This window comes from Alteromonas sp. 009811495 (genome assembly GCF_028865455.1).
Classification (GTDB): domain Bacteria; phylum Pseudomonadota; class Gammaproteobacteria; order Enterobacterales; family Alteromonadaceae; genus Alteromonas.
Window position 1 is genome coordinate 2040470 of sequence record NZ_CP113972.1, and the last position, 15531, is coordinate 2056000.

The following is a 15531-nucleotide window of genomic DNA, read 5'->3' on the forward strand; positions in this document are numbered from 1 at the left end:
GTTGTTTTGATTAAATAAACCGATAGTACAAAAGGTGAAACGAAAACGTGAGCTTTGGAGCGTAGGTAAAAAAAAGCCCCTTCAAACGAGGGGCTTTTAATACACAGTGCTTAGAATTATTTAGTTATTCAAGTAGTCCAAAACAACAATGTGGTGTTCTTTCGTTTTAAATTTATTAAACACATGTTCAATGTCACCGTTCTCGTCAATCAAAAACGTTAAACGGTGAATCCCGTCATATTCCTTACCCATGAACTTTTTAGGGCCCCATACGCCAAACGCATCTGCAACAGCATGGTCTTCATCGGAAAGCAGCGTAAAGTTTAAGCTCTCTTTTTCGATAAATTTAGGCAGTCGTTTTACGGCATCAGGGCTTATCCCTAAAACCACGACATTTTTCGAAGTCAACTCATTGTTGATATCGCGTAAGCCCTGCGCTTGGACTGTGCATCCTGGTGTCATTGCTTTTGGATAAAAATAAACAAGTACTTTTTTTCCAGCAAAATCTGCTAGCGAGACCGTTTCGTCATTTTGGTTTTGCAATGAGAATTGTGGTGCTTTATCACCAGCCTGTAACGTTTTCATTAGGATCCTTTTTCTGTTTATCGACAACTTTACCTGTGACATTTAACGTAGCAAACAGGGCCATTAGATCAGATTCTAAGGCATCTAAGTTATCCGATGCGGGTAAAGACACCACAAATTTGCATCGCATGTTGTCTTTGCCGGTCAATTTATCTTTAAATGTGCGCTGTCTAAACGCGCTAATCATGGCATGGCGCTCGGCAAAAAAGCCCGTAACAGACTTAATCAAGCCTGCTGCATCTTCGCCGCTAAACTCTACATTAAATAAGTGTTCTAAATTTTGTTTTTCGTGGTGGCTCGTGCGCTTCATCATCGACAATAGATCAAGGCGCTGAAACAACGCTGGCAGTATACACTCTGCCTTTGTAATTGCACTTTGTGTTCCCTCGATTATCATCGTAAGCGAGAACTCGCGTCCGTAAATTGCCTGTCGGCTATCGAGAATATTACATTGCGCCTCAGAAACCGTGCTGGCTATTTCGCTGAGAATGCCACTCTTGTCTGTTCCCAGAATAGTGACAATAAGTTGGTGTTTTGACATCTAGTATTCTTCAAGCTCAAAGGCACAATGGCCGCTGCTGTTTTAAAAGCGTGTAAATTGTCAGATATCCACCTAACATCGGCGACTGGCATAGTCTGTGTTTTTATTTAAAAGCACGGTTTAGCGCCAATCGTTTTTTGACAAATTGCACACGTAAAATTTTATACGTTGGTTGGTTTAACCAGCTGCCGATAGCAAATTCGCTATAAAATCACCATGACTTGTTATACCTGCCAAATGGGCTGCAGTTAACAAGGGGATGAATTTTAAACAACATCAGTTAAATTCCCTAACTAGCAAGATGTTAGCACAGAGTTTTTTTATAAGTCAGTGCCTTTTTCGACGCTTTGAATAAGATATTGTCAAATACTTGTCATTTTACGCACGCTATCACTTGTGTTTAAGCACTGACGTATTTAACATGTGCGCTCACATTTTGCGGAGAGATTATGTTTACTGGTAGTTACGTAGCACTCGTCACGCCGATGTTTCAAAACGGCGATATTGATTACAAGTCTCTAGAGAAACTTGTAAAGTTTCATGTTGAGCAGGGTACCCACGGCATTGTATCTGTTGGGACAACTGGCGAATCTGCGACACTTCCTTTTGATGAACACGTAAATGTGGTTAAAGAAACGGTGGCGATGGCCTCTGGTGCAATTCCGGTAATTGCAGGAAGTGGTGCTAATTCTACCGCTGAAGCGATTTTTCTTACTGAACAGTTAGGTTCGGTAGGTATTGATGGCTTTCTAAGTGTAGTGCCATATTACAACAAGCCACAACAAGCTGGAATGATAGCGCACTTTAACGCTATTGCAGATGCAAGCGATCTTCCCGTTCTTCTATATAACGTCCCAGGCAGAACCGTTGCCGATATGCTGCCAGAAACTGTTGCAGAACTGGCAAACCACAAAAATATAGTGGGCCTTAAAGACGCAACAGGCAGTATTGCTCGCCTTAAAGAAACACAACCTCTTGTTCCCGATGATTTCGTGCTACTAAGTGGCGACGATGGCACAAGCGCAGAATTTATGTGTGAAGGTGGACATGGGGTCATTTCCGTTACGGCTAATATAGTGCCGAAGGCGATTGCACAAATGTGTGAAGCTGCACTTAATAAAGATTTTGATAAATGCCGCGATATTGACAGCACGATTTCGTTGCTTCATAGCGAGCTATTTATCGAGCCAAATCCAGTAATGCCCAAATGGGCATTATATAAAATGGGCATGATGGAAAGCGCAGTTATGCGATTACCTATGGTTTTACCGGAACTATCAAGCCAAAAACGTATCGAAGAACTACTAAAAAAATACGCATTGATTTCTGGTTAATAAGGAACACAGATGAATAGAACGCTGGCTATAGCAAGTTCAGTGGCGATGGTTGCACTTGCAGGTTGTTCAAGCCAAACAGATAGAAAGACCGCGTCGGGTAGCTATGAATATTTAAAAACTCAAGAACAAAAAGTTTTACAGGTACCTGCCGATTTAGATTCTCCTAATTTTTCTGATGAATTCGCTTTACCACCATTAGGTAAAAAAGCTGATGCCACGCTTGTTGGTAAAACACTAGCAGTACAGTCTCCTGCTTTGGTGTTGCCGTTAGTGACAGGCTCTCATGTCGAAGAAGGTAAAAACTCTGCAACAATTTGGTTCGACCAAGTTGATGACAGCCAGCCGCTAAGTCAGGCTATTTGGAATTCACTTTTAAGTTTTCTCGATGAAGAGGGCATTGGTGTTGACAGCTTCAGCCCAGAAGAAAAAGTACTGATCACAGACTGGATGATCATTACCAAAGAAATAGATGGTCCTTGGTATAGTTTTATTGACGAAGAAAGTGAAATTGGACGTCGTTTCGAGTTTAGTCTAGACGTTAAACCACATGGGCGCAGTGCTGCACTTACGGTAAAGCTTAAAGACTATATGCAAACACTAGGCAACGACGTAGTTGCAGATGTGTCTTCAATGCAAGAGCGTCGTGAAGAAGTTGAAGTACTAAACCAAGTTATCGGTCATTACGAGTATCAAATCCAGTTGGCCGAAACTCGCCGTATTGCAAGAATTCGTCAGGGTATCAACACCGAAATGGGCTTTAACGCCGATGGTGATGCAGCGTATGTCGTTGACGCCAAATACGATGTTGTATGGCCTAGAATGCTGTTGGTGCTAAGAAAGCTCGGTTTTGACGTTAAAGATTTAGATAAATCGAACGGCCTGTTGTTTGTGACCTATAATGGTGATCAAGGCAGCTGGTGGGACGGTTTGTTTTCAGGCGATAAAAAGCTACTTAAGAAAGGCGATTATCGTTTGAAAGTTGCTCAAGCAGGTGCAGAGCGCACTTCAGTAACTTTCATGAACAATGAAAGTGTACCGTTTGAAGCAAATCAGGTTTCCGACCTTTACAGTGCATTTGCTGAGGTCATGTCAGAAGATAACCTTGATATATAACTGAGACTGAGAATGGAAAAACGCGATGAGCTTTACCGCGGTAAAGCAAAAACTGTTTATTACACTGATGATAGCGACAAGCTAATTCTACACTTTCGCAACGATACGTCGGCGTTTGATGGTGAGAAGATTGAGCAGCTTGAGCGTAAGGGTGAAGTAAACAACAAGTTTAATCACTTTATTATGACTAAGCTTGAAGAGGCTGGCATTGCAACGCAAGTTGAAGCGCTTGTTTCTGATACTGAGTCTTTGGTTAAGAAGCTCGACATGATCCCAGTTGAGTGTGTGGTGAGAAACTTGTCTGCTGGTTCACTTGTCCGCAGACTTGGTGTGGAAGAAGGCAAAGAGCTTAACCCACCTATTTTCGAGTTTTTCCTCAAAAACGATGCACTTCATGACCCTATGGTCAATGACTATCATATTTTGTCATTTGGTTGGGCAACTGAAGCACAAATAGCTGAAATGAAGGCATTAACCTTTAAAGTAAACAGTGTACTTAAGCAGTTGTTTGATGATGCAGGTATGCTTCTTGTTGACTATAAACTTGAGTTTGGCGTTGATAAAGATGGCAATATTGTACTCGGCGATGAATTCACGCCAGACGGCTGTCGTTTGTGGGACAAAGAAACCCGTAAGAAAATGGATAAAGACCGTTTCAGACAGGGTTTAGGTTCGGTCGTTGAAACGTACATTGAAGTGGCAGAACGCTTAGGGCTTTCGCTTTAACGGGTGCACAAAAAATCGAATTGAAAAGAGGACCATAGCGGTCCTCTTTTTGTTTCTACAATTATTTCTATTTAATCATGTGCGACATCAAAATGTGTGATATCAAATCGTGATTTAAGGCTTAAATTTGTATAAGACATTGTGGTTGGTTTCGTTAGCGATGTTGGCCTTTGCGGCTAACTCACTTTTGTGCAGAATGGCATTGAGTAATACGACTATTGATCCAACCTTATTCACTGTGATCAGGCTAACCAGTGGCGCAATATCGCTTCTACTATTATCACTGCTAACGCTAACTGGCGACCCTAGTAAAAATAAAATCAGCACGCTTTTTAGTACACTTAAAGAAAACGCCAGTTATCGAGGCGGTATCGCGCTATTTTTATATGCAGTCTGTTTTTCTTTTGCCTATATCGGTATGTCTACAGGTAGTGGTGCTTTGTTACTTTTCGGTTCTGTACAAATTACCATGATAGGTTTCGGATTTATTAATGGAGAGCGGTTTTCCTTTGTTCAGTGGGGAGGGTTTTTACTGGCTTTCTCGGGGTTGATAGTATTGATGTTGCCCTCGTCAGTGGCGCCTTCCATATTTTCTGGTGCGCTAATGATTATCTCCGGCATAGCCTGGGGGATGTATTCGATTATAGGTAAACGAAGCCAATCAGCACTCTTAAGCACCAGTGGAAATTTTGTATATGCCAGCATTCTTTGCCTACCATTTTCACTGAGCGTTGTCGTTTCTTATCCGAATAGTTTTACATGGGATGAGACAGGCGTTGTGTTGGCTATAATGTCTGGTGTTATTGCATCAGCATGTGGTTACGCTATTTGGTATAGCGCATTGCCACTGCTCAAAGCGACCACGGCTGCAACAGTACAATTGAGTGTGCCGATCATAGCCACAGCGATGGGCTGGTTATTCCTCGCAGAGTTATTAACCATTCAAATTGTGATCGCTTCTACCATGACATTGTTAGGCATTTATCTGGTGATAAAGCGTCAGAATCGCCATTGATACTGCGTTTCAGGTTAGTTAAATATTGAACTTTTTTTGTAATATGGCGTAAAGTTTATATAGTTACACAGTGTGTTTTAAAAGCGGTACGCGTTGTACTCGTTGAGACAGCTTGAGGTACAACCTTGATCATTCCCCCTAAACTTGCCAATGAGTTGGAAAGGCTAGAAGCGCTGAATCGTCTTAACGTGCTTGATACTGAGCGTGAAGAGCGATTTGATAGAATAACACGCCTTACGACACAATTATTTCAGTGCAAGTTTTCAACTATATCCTTAATAGATGCGGATCGTCAGTGGTTTAAGTCGACGGTAAACGTCGACATGGAAGAAACGCCTAGAGATCAGGCGTTTTGTGCGCACACAATTGCAGAATCACACTATCTCGTAGTATCAGATACATTAAAAGATAAACGTTTTGCTGATAACCCCTTTGTAACTGACGAGCCAAAAGTTCGTTTCTACGCAGGGGTGAATATCATGATTGAAGGTTTGCCTGTCGGAACCCTATGTGTTTTTGATAGTACGCCTAAGACTTTTAATAAAGACCAAATCAAACAACTTGCTGATTTAGGCAAAATAGTAGAAACCGAATTACTGCGAGAAAATCAGCAAAAGCTCTTAAAGCAAGTAAAGCAATATCAAGCCACCGCCGAGGAGTCTCAAAAGCTTGCTAGGGTAAGAAGTACCATATTAGAAAAGGTCGTTACCTCTAAATCACTTGAATCTGTCTTAGCGGAAATTGTGGCTGCAATCGAAAAAGAATACAAAGGCCAGATGTGCAGTATTCTTCTTCTCGAAGGTAATCGTTTAGTGATGGGGGCTGCACCTTCGTTACCCGATTTCTACAACGACGCCATTGATGGGGTTGAGATAGGGCCAGGGGTTGGTTCGTGTGGCAATACGGCATTTACTAATGCACTGACCGTTGTTGAAGATATTGCGACACATCCTTACTGGTCGGCATGGTCAGAACTGGCTAAACAGGCAAATCTCGGGTCCTGTTGGTCTCAGCCAATTCGAGGGGCCGACAACAGTGTTTTAGGCACGTTTGCGATATACCATCGTTCATCATCCAAACCAAGTGCTGATGCACTTGTTCTTATTGAACAATTTGCACATATAGCCAGTATTGCAATTGAAAGAGAAAGAGCTAACCAATTAATTTGGCGCCAAGCCAACTTTGATGTGCTTACATCTCTGCCAAATCGCAATTTGATGGAAGAACAATTAAAGCAACTGCTCTCACAAGCTAAACGAGACAAAACGAAAGTTGCGGTACTTTTCCTAGATTTAGACAATTTCAAGGACGTAAATGACACCCTCGGCCACGATGTGGGCGATATGTTACTGATTGAGTGTGCTGCACGTATTCAAAAGTGCATACGACAAGAGGATACAGCCTCGAGGTTAGGCGGCGACGAATTTGTAATCTTACTCGGTGGCATAACCCGTTCGCGTGATTTAGATAACATTATCCAAAAACTGCTTAAAGAAATATCCGAACCTTATGTTCTGCAACAACGGCATATTCATACTAGTGTGAGTATTGGTGTTACTTTGTATCCAGATGATGGTGACGATGTGACAGCGTTACTCAAAAACGCTGATCAAGCCATGTATGGCGCTAAGGCTCAGGGAAAAAACAGTCATCAATTTTACTCAAAGGAAATGCAAGAGTCGGCATTGAAACGGTTGTCGTATAAAAATGATTTACGCAATGCACTAAACAACTGTGAGTTTTATATTGAGTACCAACCTATTATCGATATTCAATCAAATCGACTGTCTAAAGCAGAGGCATTATTAAGATGGCAGCACCCAGATAGAGGTTTGATAAGACCTGATGAATTTATACCAGTAGCAGAAGAGTCAGGCACTATTATTGAAATTAGCAATTGGGTATTTGATCAAGTTTGCCAAGATGCCATTAAGTGGCGGGAATCGCTGTGCCCCGATTTACAGTTAAGTATTAATACCTCACCAAATCACTATTTTCATCGTGACCCCAATATTATGGATTGGTTACTGAAGCTTTTGGACAATGAGTTATCACCCAATGCTGTCTCGCTTGAAATCACCGAAAACTTGCTCATGGATGCTAATTCTCAGGTCACCAAAAAATTGTTCCAATTCCGACAAGCAGGCGTCAGCATTGCGCTAGACGACTTCGGAACTGGCTTTTCTTCAATATCGTACCTTAAAAAATTTCCAACTGATTATATAAAGATTGATCGAAGCTTTGTGCATTCTATGACAGAGGTAAGTAACGACAAAGTGTTGTGTGAAGCTATCATCGTTATGGCGAAAAAACTGGGGATACAGGTAGTCGCTGAAGGCATAGAAACGCAAGAGCAACTAGAGATCTTAAAATCGATGGGTTGTGACTATGGTCAAGGATACTTTTTCGCAAAGCCATTATCTAAGTCCGATTTTGAAGCGCTGTTAATCAGGCGCCACGAAAAAGGCTAAGAGAAAAAAGCGCTCAGAATAAAGCGGGGTCAATGGATAACTTCCATAAGCCCCGCTTAACGTTTTTTATCAAAATAACCGTATGGTAATAAGGCAGTTCATACGAACTTACACTAGGATAGTGACGCTAAGGCCTTTCCAGAATATTGCTCTAGTTCATCCATACGATTTTCTTTTATTTTGTTGGCCCAGTTAGGATCTTGAAGCAACGCTCTGCCGACCGCGACTAAATCAAACTCACCAGCGCCAAGTCGTTCCAGTAAGTCATCAACAGAGCGCGTGCTGGAATCTTGGCCCTTAAATGCACCGAAGAAGTCATCATTAAGACCAACCGAACCGACGGTTATTGTCGGTTTACCTGTGAGTTTTTTAGTCCAGCCCGCAAGGTTTAACTCACTGCCTTCAAATTCGTTTTCCCAATATCGGCGCTGCGAGCAATGGAAAATGTCCACGCCTGCGTCGCTTAGTGGAAGCAAGAATTGCTCAAGTTCTTGTGGCGTGTGGGCAAGACGTGCGGTGTAGTCTTGTTGCTTCCACTGTGAATAGCGAAGAATAATTGGGAAGTCGGGAGACGTAGTTGCACGAATGGCTTTAATGATTTCAACGGCAAAACGACTACGGTTTTCCATGTTACCGCCCCAACTATCAGTGCGCTGATTAGTGCCTTCCCAAAAAAACTGGTCAATCAGGTAACCATGCGCGCCGTGTATTTCAACGCCATCCATTCCTATAGCTTGAGCATCAGAGGCCGCTTGTGCAAACGCCTCTATGACCGCTTCAATATGCGCTACAGTCATCGGTTCTGCACCTTGCTTTCCGGGCTTAAATAGTCCCGAAGGTCCTGCACTAGGTAGTTCAGGAAAAGGCGCCTTTTCTGCTACTCGTGCCATTCCCACATGCCATAGTTGAGGCATGATCTTCCCATTTTCACTGTGTACCTTTTCAACCACACGTTTCCAACCAGCGAGAGCTTGTTCACCGTGAAATTGTGGAATGTTAGCGTCCATTGTCGCGACGTTGTCATTTACCGTAGTACCTTCGGTAATAATTAGTCCGGTACCACCTTGTGCGCGTCTTTGATAGTAATCAGCAACGTCGTTAGTTGGAATACCATTAGGTGAAAATTGGCGGGTCATCGGCGCCATTACAATGCGATTACTTAAGGTTAATTTTTCGCTTGTATAGGGTGTAAAAAGGGGAGTGGTCATTACTATTCCTTAAACCAGTCAGTTGCTTAGTTGCAAGAAATAGTAATCTCACCCAATAGTAAGTCAATTTCGTATTAGTGATAGTGCCTTATAAGCGAATGGTTTAGTCGAGTATTTCAACTATTTCACGGGTCGCCTGAATAAGCCTGACAACACGATCTTCTACTTGAACGGTTATCACGCCTTTTCTATCAACAGGCACGACGACGCGAGAATGTTTATAAACTCTGGTTTCCATTACATTACCGACAGCGAGCTTCTTTTGCCATCCAGGGGGTAATTCACCGGTACGTTGAAGCTTTTTCTCCAAACCCGGTGGAAGTGATTTATCCTTGTCGCCATTTTTGGCAAAAACTGAAGGAGAAATCACAAGTACACTGCTCACTGTTACAGAGGCAATTAAATTTCGGTATTTCATAGAGTACTTCCTCGTTTTTTGTCTCTATAACCTTATGCCATATCCAGGCCAACACTATTTCATGACCTTCTGTATTGAAATCATTTAAATTGCTTAGCAATAATTTCTTTCTCTCTATCACTTGCAAAGTGTTCATCCCAATGGGCCAATTTCTTTTCCATTATTCGAAACCAAAGCGGAGGAATAAGTGCGAGCACCATAGTTGATATGTACCCGCTTACCATTTGGGGAGAGTCTTGCAGGGCTTTTAGTTTCTCAAATGGCACTGCGCCTTGCGCATGATGATGACTGTGTCTCGGCAGATTAAACATAGTCCAACAACTGATGCGTCGATTTGAATTCCATGAGTGCCTTGGTCTAACAGGCTGGCGCGGGCAACGGACGAGTCCGTAATGTTCCATATAATTTACAATTTCAAGTGTAAATTTTGTACTAATACCAAGGGCAACAAACATTGCGATGCCATTAATACCTGCGATGCTAAATGCCACCAAGGCGAGAAAGGCGCTCATTAACCAACCCCTTATACATTTATTATGTAGACTGATTTTGGGCAACTTATTTCGCTCTAGCCGTTTACATTCGATGTGCCAGCCAGCTTGTTGGGTACCCATAAAGGCAATGACAAAATGGGTATAAACATCACGCCCACGAGGTGCAGTAGCAGGATCATCTTGCGTTGCAACTTTTACATGGTGGTTATAGACATGCTCAATTGAAAAGTTAGCGTCGAAACTAAAAGCAAGCAACCATCGTCCAATGCACACCGCCACAGGGTTACCAACACGGTGAACTAACTCATGGGCGACAACCGTTGCTACACCACCTAGCATAAGTGCTAAAAAAGGAATTGCTACGATAGTTTGCATTGTGGTTGCCTGCGGTGTGAAAGCGTTGATGTCGATATTGAACTGCGCATATAGCAAATGGGGAAGTGGGGCGCTAGGCGTTGATACAAGCGCTAGTGCTGTAGCTAAAATGCAACAAGATAGAGGAAGGGCACTATAAAGCATGACTTTCAGTAACCCCGCATTAAGCAATGGGGGCTCAGATAAGTCATCGCCCAATAACGCATCACCTAATACATAAAATGCTAAATATAAGGCAAAGCCTAAGTAAATAGCGTTGCCACCAAACCAGATAGAAATCAGGCCAAATAGCACTGCGATGTAAAAGTTAAAGAATTTAAAATAATGCAGCATGACAACCATCCATACAGAAACAGAGTAGAGGAGTTTGCCTTAAATTAGTTGTGACAAAGAGTGCGTAAATTGACAAGGGGGAATCATTTATTGCCAAGGTGCTTACAGTAATTTAACATTTTTGCGTGATCCACTGTGACGACAACGTGTAAGCATGAGCAGCAACCTAGAAATTACAGATAATGATGTAAGCAGTGTGCCTACATTTTATATTATGCAACTTGAAAAGGTACTTGCACGTAATGGCGTGGCACTGGCATCTTGTTTAGATAAGCAGGGACTTCACTATGAACAGTTCAAGCAAGCCGGTGCAAAGATGGCTGCTGAACACTTTATCATACTGGTTAATAATCTCGTTGAAGGCCACGGCATAAAAAGACCAGGTGTACTATTAGGAGAAGCGTTACAGTTAATCCATCACGGCCCCTTTGGGCTTGCCATAATGAATAGCCCAACTGTAATCGATATTATTTCGCTGTTTGAACGCTTTATTGCAATGCGAGTGCCCGGACTGGAACTACACATTATTGAGAAGCATAACGATATAGTTGTAACCGTGCACGACCTATATTGGCGAGAACATGTACATCAATTTTTTATAGATGCACTTACCTCAGCATTGCTCAATTTACATAGTAGCCTTGTTAGCGAAGGAAACAGCCCAGTAATATCGCGTGTAATTTTTGATTATTCAACGGAAAAGTGTGGTTGTAACAGCCATCGTCAACATCTTCACTCAGAGTGTAGTGCACCAGACATTGAAAGGCTTTATGACCAACCGTATTGTGCGATTGTATTGGACAAATCAAAGGCCCATCAACCACTCGTTAATAGTGACAAAGTAAGTTTTGATTATGCTGTAAAGCTTTGTGAAATGGAGTACGAAGCGCTGGTAGTAAACAATGCTACTGAAAAACTTAGGCATTTCTTACGGCAGCATAATGCAACGATACCTTCACTTGAGAGCGCTGCCAACGCGCTGTGTATAAGCAAGAGAACCTTGCATAGGCAATTGGAAAAAGAGAATACAAGCTTTCGAAAAGAACGCGAAAAAACGCTGATGCGCAAAGCTTTGGACTTGTTGTTTGTAAAGCGGCTAAGTGTAAAACAAACTGCGTATCAATTGGGCTATACCGAGCCTACAAATTTCCGTCGCGCATTTGTCAATTACTACGGGCGACCGCCATCTGCTTTTTGAATGTAAGGGCCTAAAATAGTATGCGAGATAAGCGTTTCTGGCCTTCAAACGACATGATCTTATAAACCAATATTGAAGACCAGAAAACGGGCATCGCTATCCTATACGTTCATCCATCCACCGTCGACTACGAGATCTGCAGCCGTCATATAAGAAGACTCATCACTTGCTAAGAAACGTGCGGCATTCGCAATTTCTTGCATAGTGCCTGGTCTTTGTAACGGCGCTTGTGAAGCCACCATACCTACAAAGCCCTCAAAATCGTCAGACGCGATGTTAGTATTTTCTGCAAAGTTTGTTCTAACGATACCTGGACTTAACGTGTTAACACGAATTCCTTTTGGCGCTAGTTCGGACGCAAGTGTACGGCTAAGCGAACGCACTGCCGCTTTTGTTGCGAAGTATAAGCTGCCCGTTGCTACACCTTTCTCATGCACGGCTGACCCGGTAAGTATGACACTGCTGCCATTTTTTAATAGCGGTAGCAATTTTTGCACGGTAAAAAATGCGCCTTTTACATTTATATCAAACTGTTTGTCGTAGCTAGCTTCGTCAATATTTTCGATAGGTGAAAAAACACCAAGCCCTGCGTTTGCAAAAAGAATGTCTATTTGCCCAAAACGCATCGATGTTTCATCCTTAAGGGTTTCAAGGTCGTCTAAATTCGTGACGTCACCTTGAACGCCAACAGCGCGAGGGCCAAGTTTTGACACTGCTTCATCTAACGTAGTTTGATTTCTTCCAAACAAGACCACACGTGCGCCTTGCTCAATAAAAAGTGTTGCTGCGGCTAGCCCAATACCACTATTACCACCCGTAATTACTGCTACTTTGTCGTTTAGTGTTGTCATTTCAAATCTCCAATTGATGTTAAATACCTAAGCGGTATTGATATCCTAGTAACACCCGGTTAATGTTTGAAATGAATTAACGGTATAAGTGTTATGCACAATATGAATTTAAATGTATTTGACCTAAACTTGCTACGTGTCTTTGACGCAGTGATGCGTTACAGAAACGTCTCGAAAGCAGCTGATGCACTGTACCTTTCCCAACCTGCAGCAAGTCATGCGCTAAGCAGGTTAAGGCATGCATTGAATGACGAACTGTTCGTGAAAAGCCCAAATGGTATGAAACCAACGTCTAGAGCGTTGGACATCGCACCTGCGGTCAGCAAAGCGTTAGCTGAGCTCTCGCAAGCATTAGCGCCTGCGACATTCGATCCAAGTACATCTGAGGTTACGATTCGTTTAGCAACGCACGATTATTTTGTTGCACTTGCAATGCCTAAGCTTGCCCATTACCTCAGTTTACATGCGCCCAATATGTCTATAACAACAAGACCTATGGAAGGAAGAGCGATAGAACTGCTTGATGATCAGCAAATTGATATAGCCATTAGTGCATTTGGTGATTTGCCTGAGCGAATTGAAAAAGTTACCTTAATAGAAGACGATTATGTGTGTGTAATGAGGGGAGGCCACCCACTTTCACACTATGATGAGTTAACGCTACAGCGTTACGTGGAAGGTCGTCATTTGTTAATCAGTCCAAAAGGAGACGTACGTGGCTTTGTGGACGATATGTTAATGTCACTGGGACTTAAAAGGCACGTAGCATTAATTATTAACCAGTTTTCGCCTGCACCAGATATTATTTCTACATCTGATTTACTCGTTACTTTACCTCGGCATATTGCAAACAAGTATAAGAGCAAGTACGACTTGGCCATCGTTGAGCTTCCTTTTGAATCAAATGTGGATTACACAAAAACTCACGCGATTTTTAATAGAAAGCTTGGCCAATCTGCGTCCATGAAGTGGTTTGTTGATACGCTAAGAAAACTATGTGAAGGGCTATTTCTCGACAATGGTTAGCACGAATGCACTAATACAAAAACGCAGTTGAACCCAAGTCGATAACATAAATGGTTAAATTTTAAAGGAAAGAATATGAGCGACATTACATTTAGTAGCGAAGAAAAATCTGCGTTAATTGATAAATTACAGCGATACTTTGATAATGAACTGGGGGTTGAGCTTGGTCAATTTGACGGTGAATTTCTTCTTGAATTTATAGCAAAAGAAATGGGCGGCGTGTTTTACAACAGTGGGTTGCGCGATGCCAGAGCGGTGTTTGAAGCGCGTCTCGAATCGATAGATGAAGATTTGTATGCCATAGAAAAAGAGGTGTAGTTGCTTACAAAGGCACTTTTATTTTAAGGGGCGATTTGGCTATGCAACAGCAGGGAAGTATTTCGTCGTCATCAATAAACGCAAGCGGGTCTGTAGTATATTCTACTTCTCCCTCCAAAAGCTTTGTTCTACAAGCACCACAAAAGCCCTCACGGCAATGGTAGTGAATATGAACATCACTTGCTTCTAAAGCACTTAAAATTGTTTTATCGACAGGGGCGTCAATAGGCCCCACATCGACTACATCGATGCGAAGCCTCGTTTTTTCACTACTCATTAAGCTGTAAGATTACAGCTCAAAATCAGCGAAATCGTCTTCGCTTACCGCAGAGTCTATTTGACCAACTAAGTAGGAACTAATCTCAGACTCTTGAGGAGCAACTTGCACATTGTCTGAGTTCAGATAGTTATTCATCCACGGTAGTGGGTTACTGCTAATGTCAAACGGTGCATCAAGGCCAATTGCTGTCATGCGCTGGTTGGCAATGTATTCTACGTACTGACACAGAATTTCTTTGTTTAACCCTATCATTGAGCCGTTTTGGAACAAATAATCAGCCCATTGCTTTTCTTGTTCTACCGCGTTCATAAAGATTGCGCGCGCTTCGTCTTTACACTCTTCGGCGATTTGTGCCATTTCTGGATCATCTTTACCTTTCGCCCATAAATTAAGAATGTGCTGGGTAGATGAAAGGTGAAGGTTCTCGTCTCGTGCAATCAAACGAATGATCTTTGAGTTGCCTTCCATTAGCTTACGTTCCGCAAATGCAAAGGTACAGGCAAACGAAACATAGAAACGAATGGCTTCTAGTGCGTTTACTGAGTTCATGCATAAATAAAGCTTTTTCTTTAATTCGTACATATTAACGGTGTAAGCAGTGCCGTTTACAGTGTGAACACCTTCGCCTTGTGTTTGCCAAAGCTGCGTAGCAAAAATAAGGTCGTCGTAGTATTTCGAAATATCAGCCGCGCGGCGTTTAATTTCTTCGTTAACAACGATATCTTCAAAAATCTCACTAGGATCAGAGAACAGGTTGCGCAGAATGTGTGTGTACGAACGAGAGTGAATTGTCTCGAAGAACGACCATGTTTCTACCCATGTCTCTAATTCTGGTAACGAGATGATAGGTAGAAAAGCAATATTAGGACTGCGACCTTGTACAGAATCTAGCAGCGTTTGGTATTTCAAATTTGAAATGAAGATATGCTTCTCTGGGTCGGTTAACTTTTGAAAGTCAACGCGATCGCGCGAAACGTCTACTTCTTCTGGACGCCAAAAGAAGCTTATTTGTTTCTCAATAAGTTTCTCGAAAATGGCATGCTTTTGCTGGTCGTAGCGCGCAACGTTTACGGGGTTACCGAAAAACATTGGCTCAACCAATGGATTTGTACTTTGCTGATTAAACGTAGTGTATTTCATGATGGCCTAACTAAAAACTTAATGATTAACGCGTATTATTATTTGTGTTCTTGCTGCGAAACTATAGATGGCAAGTTGGCATTATTGCCGCGCTTGCCATCT

16 protein-coding genes are annotated in these 15531 nt (G+C 42.2%); 8 read left to right on the forward strand and 8 right to left on the reverse strand.

What is annotated here, in order from left to right; translation table 11 throughout:
• Positions 1 to 120: 120 nt before the first annotated feature.
• Entirely contained in the window at positions 121 to 585 is a 465-nt protein-coding gene (gene bcp / locus OZ660_RS09360; RefSeq protein ID WP_159624719.1) for a thioredoxin-dependent thiol peroxidase, read from the reverse strand.
• Positions 563 to 1126, reverse strand: coding sequence for a glycine cleavage system protein R (locus OZ660_RS09365; RefSeq protein WP_202265584.1), 564 nt, complete (start codon positions 1124 to 1126; stop codon positions 563 to 565). The genes bcp and OZ660_RS09365 overlap by 23 nt, the downstream gene beginning before the upstream one ends.
• A 449-nt stretch (positions 1127 to 1575) precedes the next feature.
• Here OZ660_RS09365 and dapA point away from each other — a divergent pair, with 449 nt between their 5' ends.
• The 5 genes from dapA to OZ660_RS09390 all read left to right on the forward strand — a co-directional run bounded on the left by dapA (position 1576) and on the right by OZ660_RS09390 (position 7788).
• The gene (dapA, locus tag OZ660_RS09370) at positions 1576 to 2460 is read left to right on the forward strand and encodes a 4-hydroxy-tetrahydrodipicolinate synthase (RefSeq protein ID WP_159624715.1); all 885 of its coding nucleotides are present in this window, start codon (positions 1576 to 1578) and stop codon (positions 2458 to 2460) included.
• 12 nt (positions 2461 to 2472) lie between these two features.
• On the forward strand, positions 2473 to 3576 hold the full coding sequence (bamC, locus tag OZ660_RS09375; RefSeq protein ID WP_274743322.1) for an outer membrane protein assembly factor BamC: 1104 nt from the start codon (positions 2473 to 2475) through the stop codon (positions 3574 to 3576).
• A gap of 12 nt (positions 3577 to 3588) precedes the next feature.
• Positions 3589 to 4302, forward strand: coding sequence for a phosphoribosylaminoimidazolesuccinocarboxamide synthase (gene purC / locus OZ660_RS09380; protein ID WP_202265590.1), 714 nt, complete (start codon positions 3589 to 3591; stop codon positions 4300 to 4302).
• Between the two features lie 127 nt (positions 4303 to 4429).
• The gene (locus tag OZ660_RS09385) at positions 4430 to 5317 is read left to right on the forward strand and encodes a DMT family transporter (protein WP_274743323.1); all 888 of its coding nucleotides are present in this window, start codon (positions 4430 to 4432) and stop codon (positions 5315 to 5317) included.
• Between the two features lie 125 nt (positions 5318 to 5442).
• Positions 5443 to 7788: a sensor domain-containing phosphodiesterase gene (locus OZ660_RS09390; RefSeq protein ID WP_274743324.1), complete on the forward strand. Its 2346-nt coding sequence runs from the start codon at positions 5443 to 5445 to the stop codon at positions 7786 to 7788.
• Positions 7789 to 7901: 113 nt separating this feature from the next.
• On the opposite strand, the gene OZ660_RS09395 is transcribed toward OZ660_RS09390, so the two are convergent.
• From OZ660_RS09395 to OZ660_RS09405, 3 genes are all read right to left on the reverse strand, one after another.
• Positions 7902 to 8996, reverse strand: a complete 1095-nt coding sequence (locus tag OZ660_RS09395) for an NADH:flavin oxidoreductase (RefSeq protein WP_274743325.1) — start codon at positions 8994 to 8996, stop codon at positions 7902 to 7904.
• 103 nt (positions 8997 to 9099) lie between these two features.
• Positions 9100 to 9414 (reverse strand): hypothetical protein, encoded by a 315-nt coding sequence (locus OZ660_RS09400; protein WP_274743326.1) that lies wholly within the window; start codon positions 9412 to 9414, stop codon positions 9100 to 9102.
• A gap of 80 nt (positions 9415 to 9494) precedes the next feature.
• Positions 9495 to 10616: an alkane 1-monooxygenase gene (locus OZ660_RS09405; RefSeq protein WP_274743327.1), complete on the reverse strand. Its 1122-nt coding sequence runs from the start codon at positions 10614 to 10616 to the stop codon at positions 9495 to 9497.
• Between the two features lie 154 nt (positions 10617 to 10770).
• On the opposite strand from OZ660_RS09405, the gene OZ660_RS09410 reads away from it, so the two are divergent.
• Entirely contained in the window at positions 10771 to 11814 is a 1044-nt protein-coding gene (locus tag OZ660_RS09410) for a helix-turn-helix domain-containing protein (protein ID WP_274743328.1), read from the forward strand.
• Between the two features lie 101 nt (positions 11815 to 11915).
• Here the strand turns inward: OZ660_RS09410 and OZ660_RS09415 are convergent, their stop codons facing one another.
• Positions 11916 to 12665, reverse strand: a complete 750-nt coding sequence (locus OZ660_RS09415; RefSeq protein WP_274743329.1) for an SDR family NAD(P)-dependent oxidoreductase — start codon at positions 12663 to 12665, stop codon at positions 11916 to 11918.
• Positions 12666 to 12758: 93 nt separating this feature from the next.
• Between OZ660_RS09415 and OZ660_RS09420 the strand changes: the two genes are divergently transcribed.
• Together OZ660_RS09420 and OZ660_RS09425 are read left to right on the forward strand one after the other, a co-directional pair.
• Positions 12759 to 13691 (forward strand): LysR family transcriptional regulator, encoded by a 933-nt coding sequence (locus OZ660_RS09420; protein WP_274743330.1) that lies wholly within the window; start codon positions 12759 to 12761, stop codon positions 13689 to 13691.
• A 75-nt stretch (positions 13692 to 13766) separates the two neighbouring features.
• On the forward strand, positions 13767 to 14009 hold the full coding sequence (locus OZ660_RS09425; protein WP_159624696.1) for a DUF2164 domain-containing protein: 243 nt from the start codon (positions 13767 to 13769) through the stop codon (positions 14007 to 14009).
• Between the two features lie 4 nt (positions 14010 to 14013).
• Here the strand turns inward: OZ660_RS09425 and yfaE are convergent, their stop codons facing one another.
• Both yfaE and nrdB read right to left on the reverse strand, forming a co-directional pair.
• The gene (gene yfaE / locus OZ660_RS09430) at positions 14014 to 14286 is read right to left on the reverse strand and encodes a class I ribonucleotide reductase maintenance protein YfaE (RefSeq protein ID WP_202265610.1); all 273 of its coding nucleotides are present in this window, start codon (positions 14284 to 14286) and stop codon (positions 14014 to 14016) included.
• Positions 14287 to 14298: 12 nt separating this feature from the next.
• A complete protein-coding gene (gene nrdB, locus OZ660_RS09435; RefSeq protein WP_159624692.1) occupies positions 14299 to 15429 on the reverse strand; it encodes a class Ia ribonucleoside-diphosphate reductase subunit beta in 1131 nt (376 codons plus the stop codon).
• Positions 15430 to 15531 lie beyond the last annotated feature (102 nt).

What these genes read in the sequence shown, in the direction of transcription:
- bcp (WP_159624719.1), bottom strand. Translation starts at nt 585, where the DNA reads ATGAAAACGTTACAGGCTGGTGATAAAGCACCACAATTCTCATTGCAA.
- OZ660_RS09365 (WP_202265584.1), bottom strand. Translation starts at nt 1,126, where the DNA reads ATGTCAAAACACCAACTTATTGTCACTATTCTGGGAACAGACAAGAGT.
- dapA (WP_159624715.1), top strand. Translation starts at nt 1,576, where the DNA reads ATGTTTACTGGTAGTTACGTAGCACTCGTCACGCCGATGTTTCAAAAC.
- bamC (WP_274743322.1), top strand. Translation starts at nt 2,473, where the DNA reads ATGAATAGAACGCTGGCTATAGCAAGTTCAGTGGCGATGGTTGCACTT.
- purC (WP_202265590.1), top strand. Translation starts at nt 3,589, where the DNA reads ATGGAAAAACGCGATGAGCTTTACCGCGGTAAAGCAAAAACTGTTTAT.
- OZ660_RS09395 (WP_274743325.1), bottom strand. Translation starts at nt 8,996, where the DNA reads ATGACCACTCCCCTTTTTACACCCTATACAAGCGAAAAATTAACCTTA.
- OZ660_RS09400 (WP_274743326.1), bottom strand. Translation starts at nt 9,414, where the DNA reads ATGAAATACCGAAATTTAATTGCCTCTGTAACAGTGAGCAGTGTACTT.
- OZ660_RS09405 (WP_274743327.1), bottom strand. Translation starts at nt 10,616, where the DNA reads ATGCTGCATTATTTTAAATTCTTTAACTTTTACATCGCAGTGCTATTT.
- OZ660_RS09410 (WP_274743328.1), top strand. Translation starts at nt 10,771, where the DNA reads ATGAGCAGCAACCTAGAAATTACAGATAATGATGTAAGCAGTGTGCCT.
- OZ660_RS09415 (WP_274743329.1), bottom strand. Translation starts at nt 12,665, where the DNA reads ATGACAACACTAAACGACAAAGTAGCAGTAATTACGGGTGGTAATAGT.
- OZ660_RS09420 (WP_274743330.1), top strand. Translation starts at nt 12,759, where the DNA reads ATGCACAATATGAATTTAAATGTATTTGACCTAAACTTGCTACGTGTC.
- OZ660_RS09425 (WP_159624696.1), top strand. Translation starts at nt 13,767, where the DNA reads ATGAGCGACATTACATTTAGTAGCGAAGAAAAATCTGCGTTAATTGAT.
- yfaE (WP_202265610.1), bottom strand. Translation starts at nt 14,286, where the DNA reads ATGAGTAGTGAAAAAACGAGGCTTCGCATCGATGTAGTCGATGTGGGG.
- nrdB (WP_159624692.1), bottom strand. Translation starts at nt 15,429, where the DNA reads ATGAAATACACTACGTTTAATCAGCAAAGTACAAATCCATTGGTTGAG.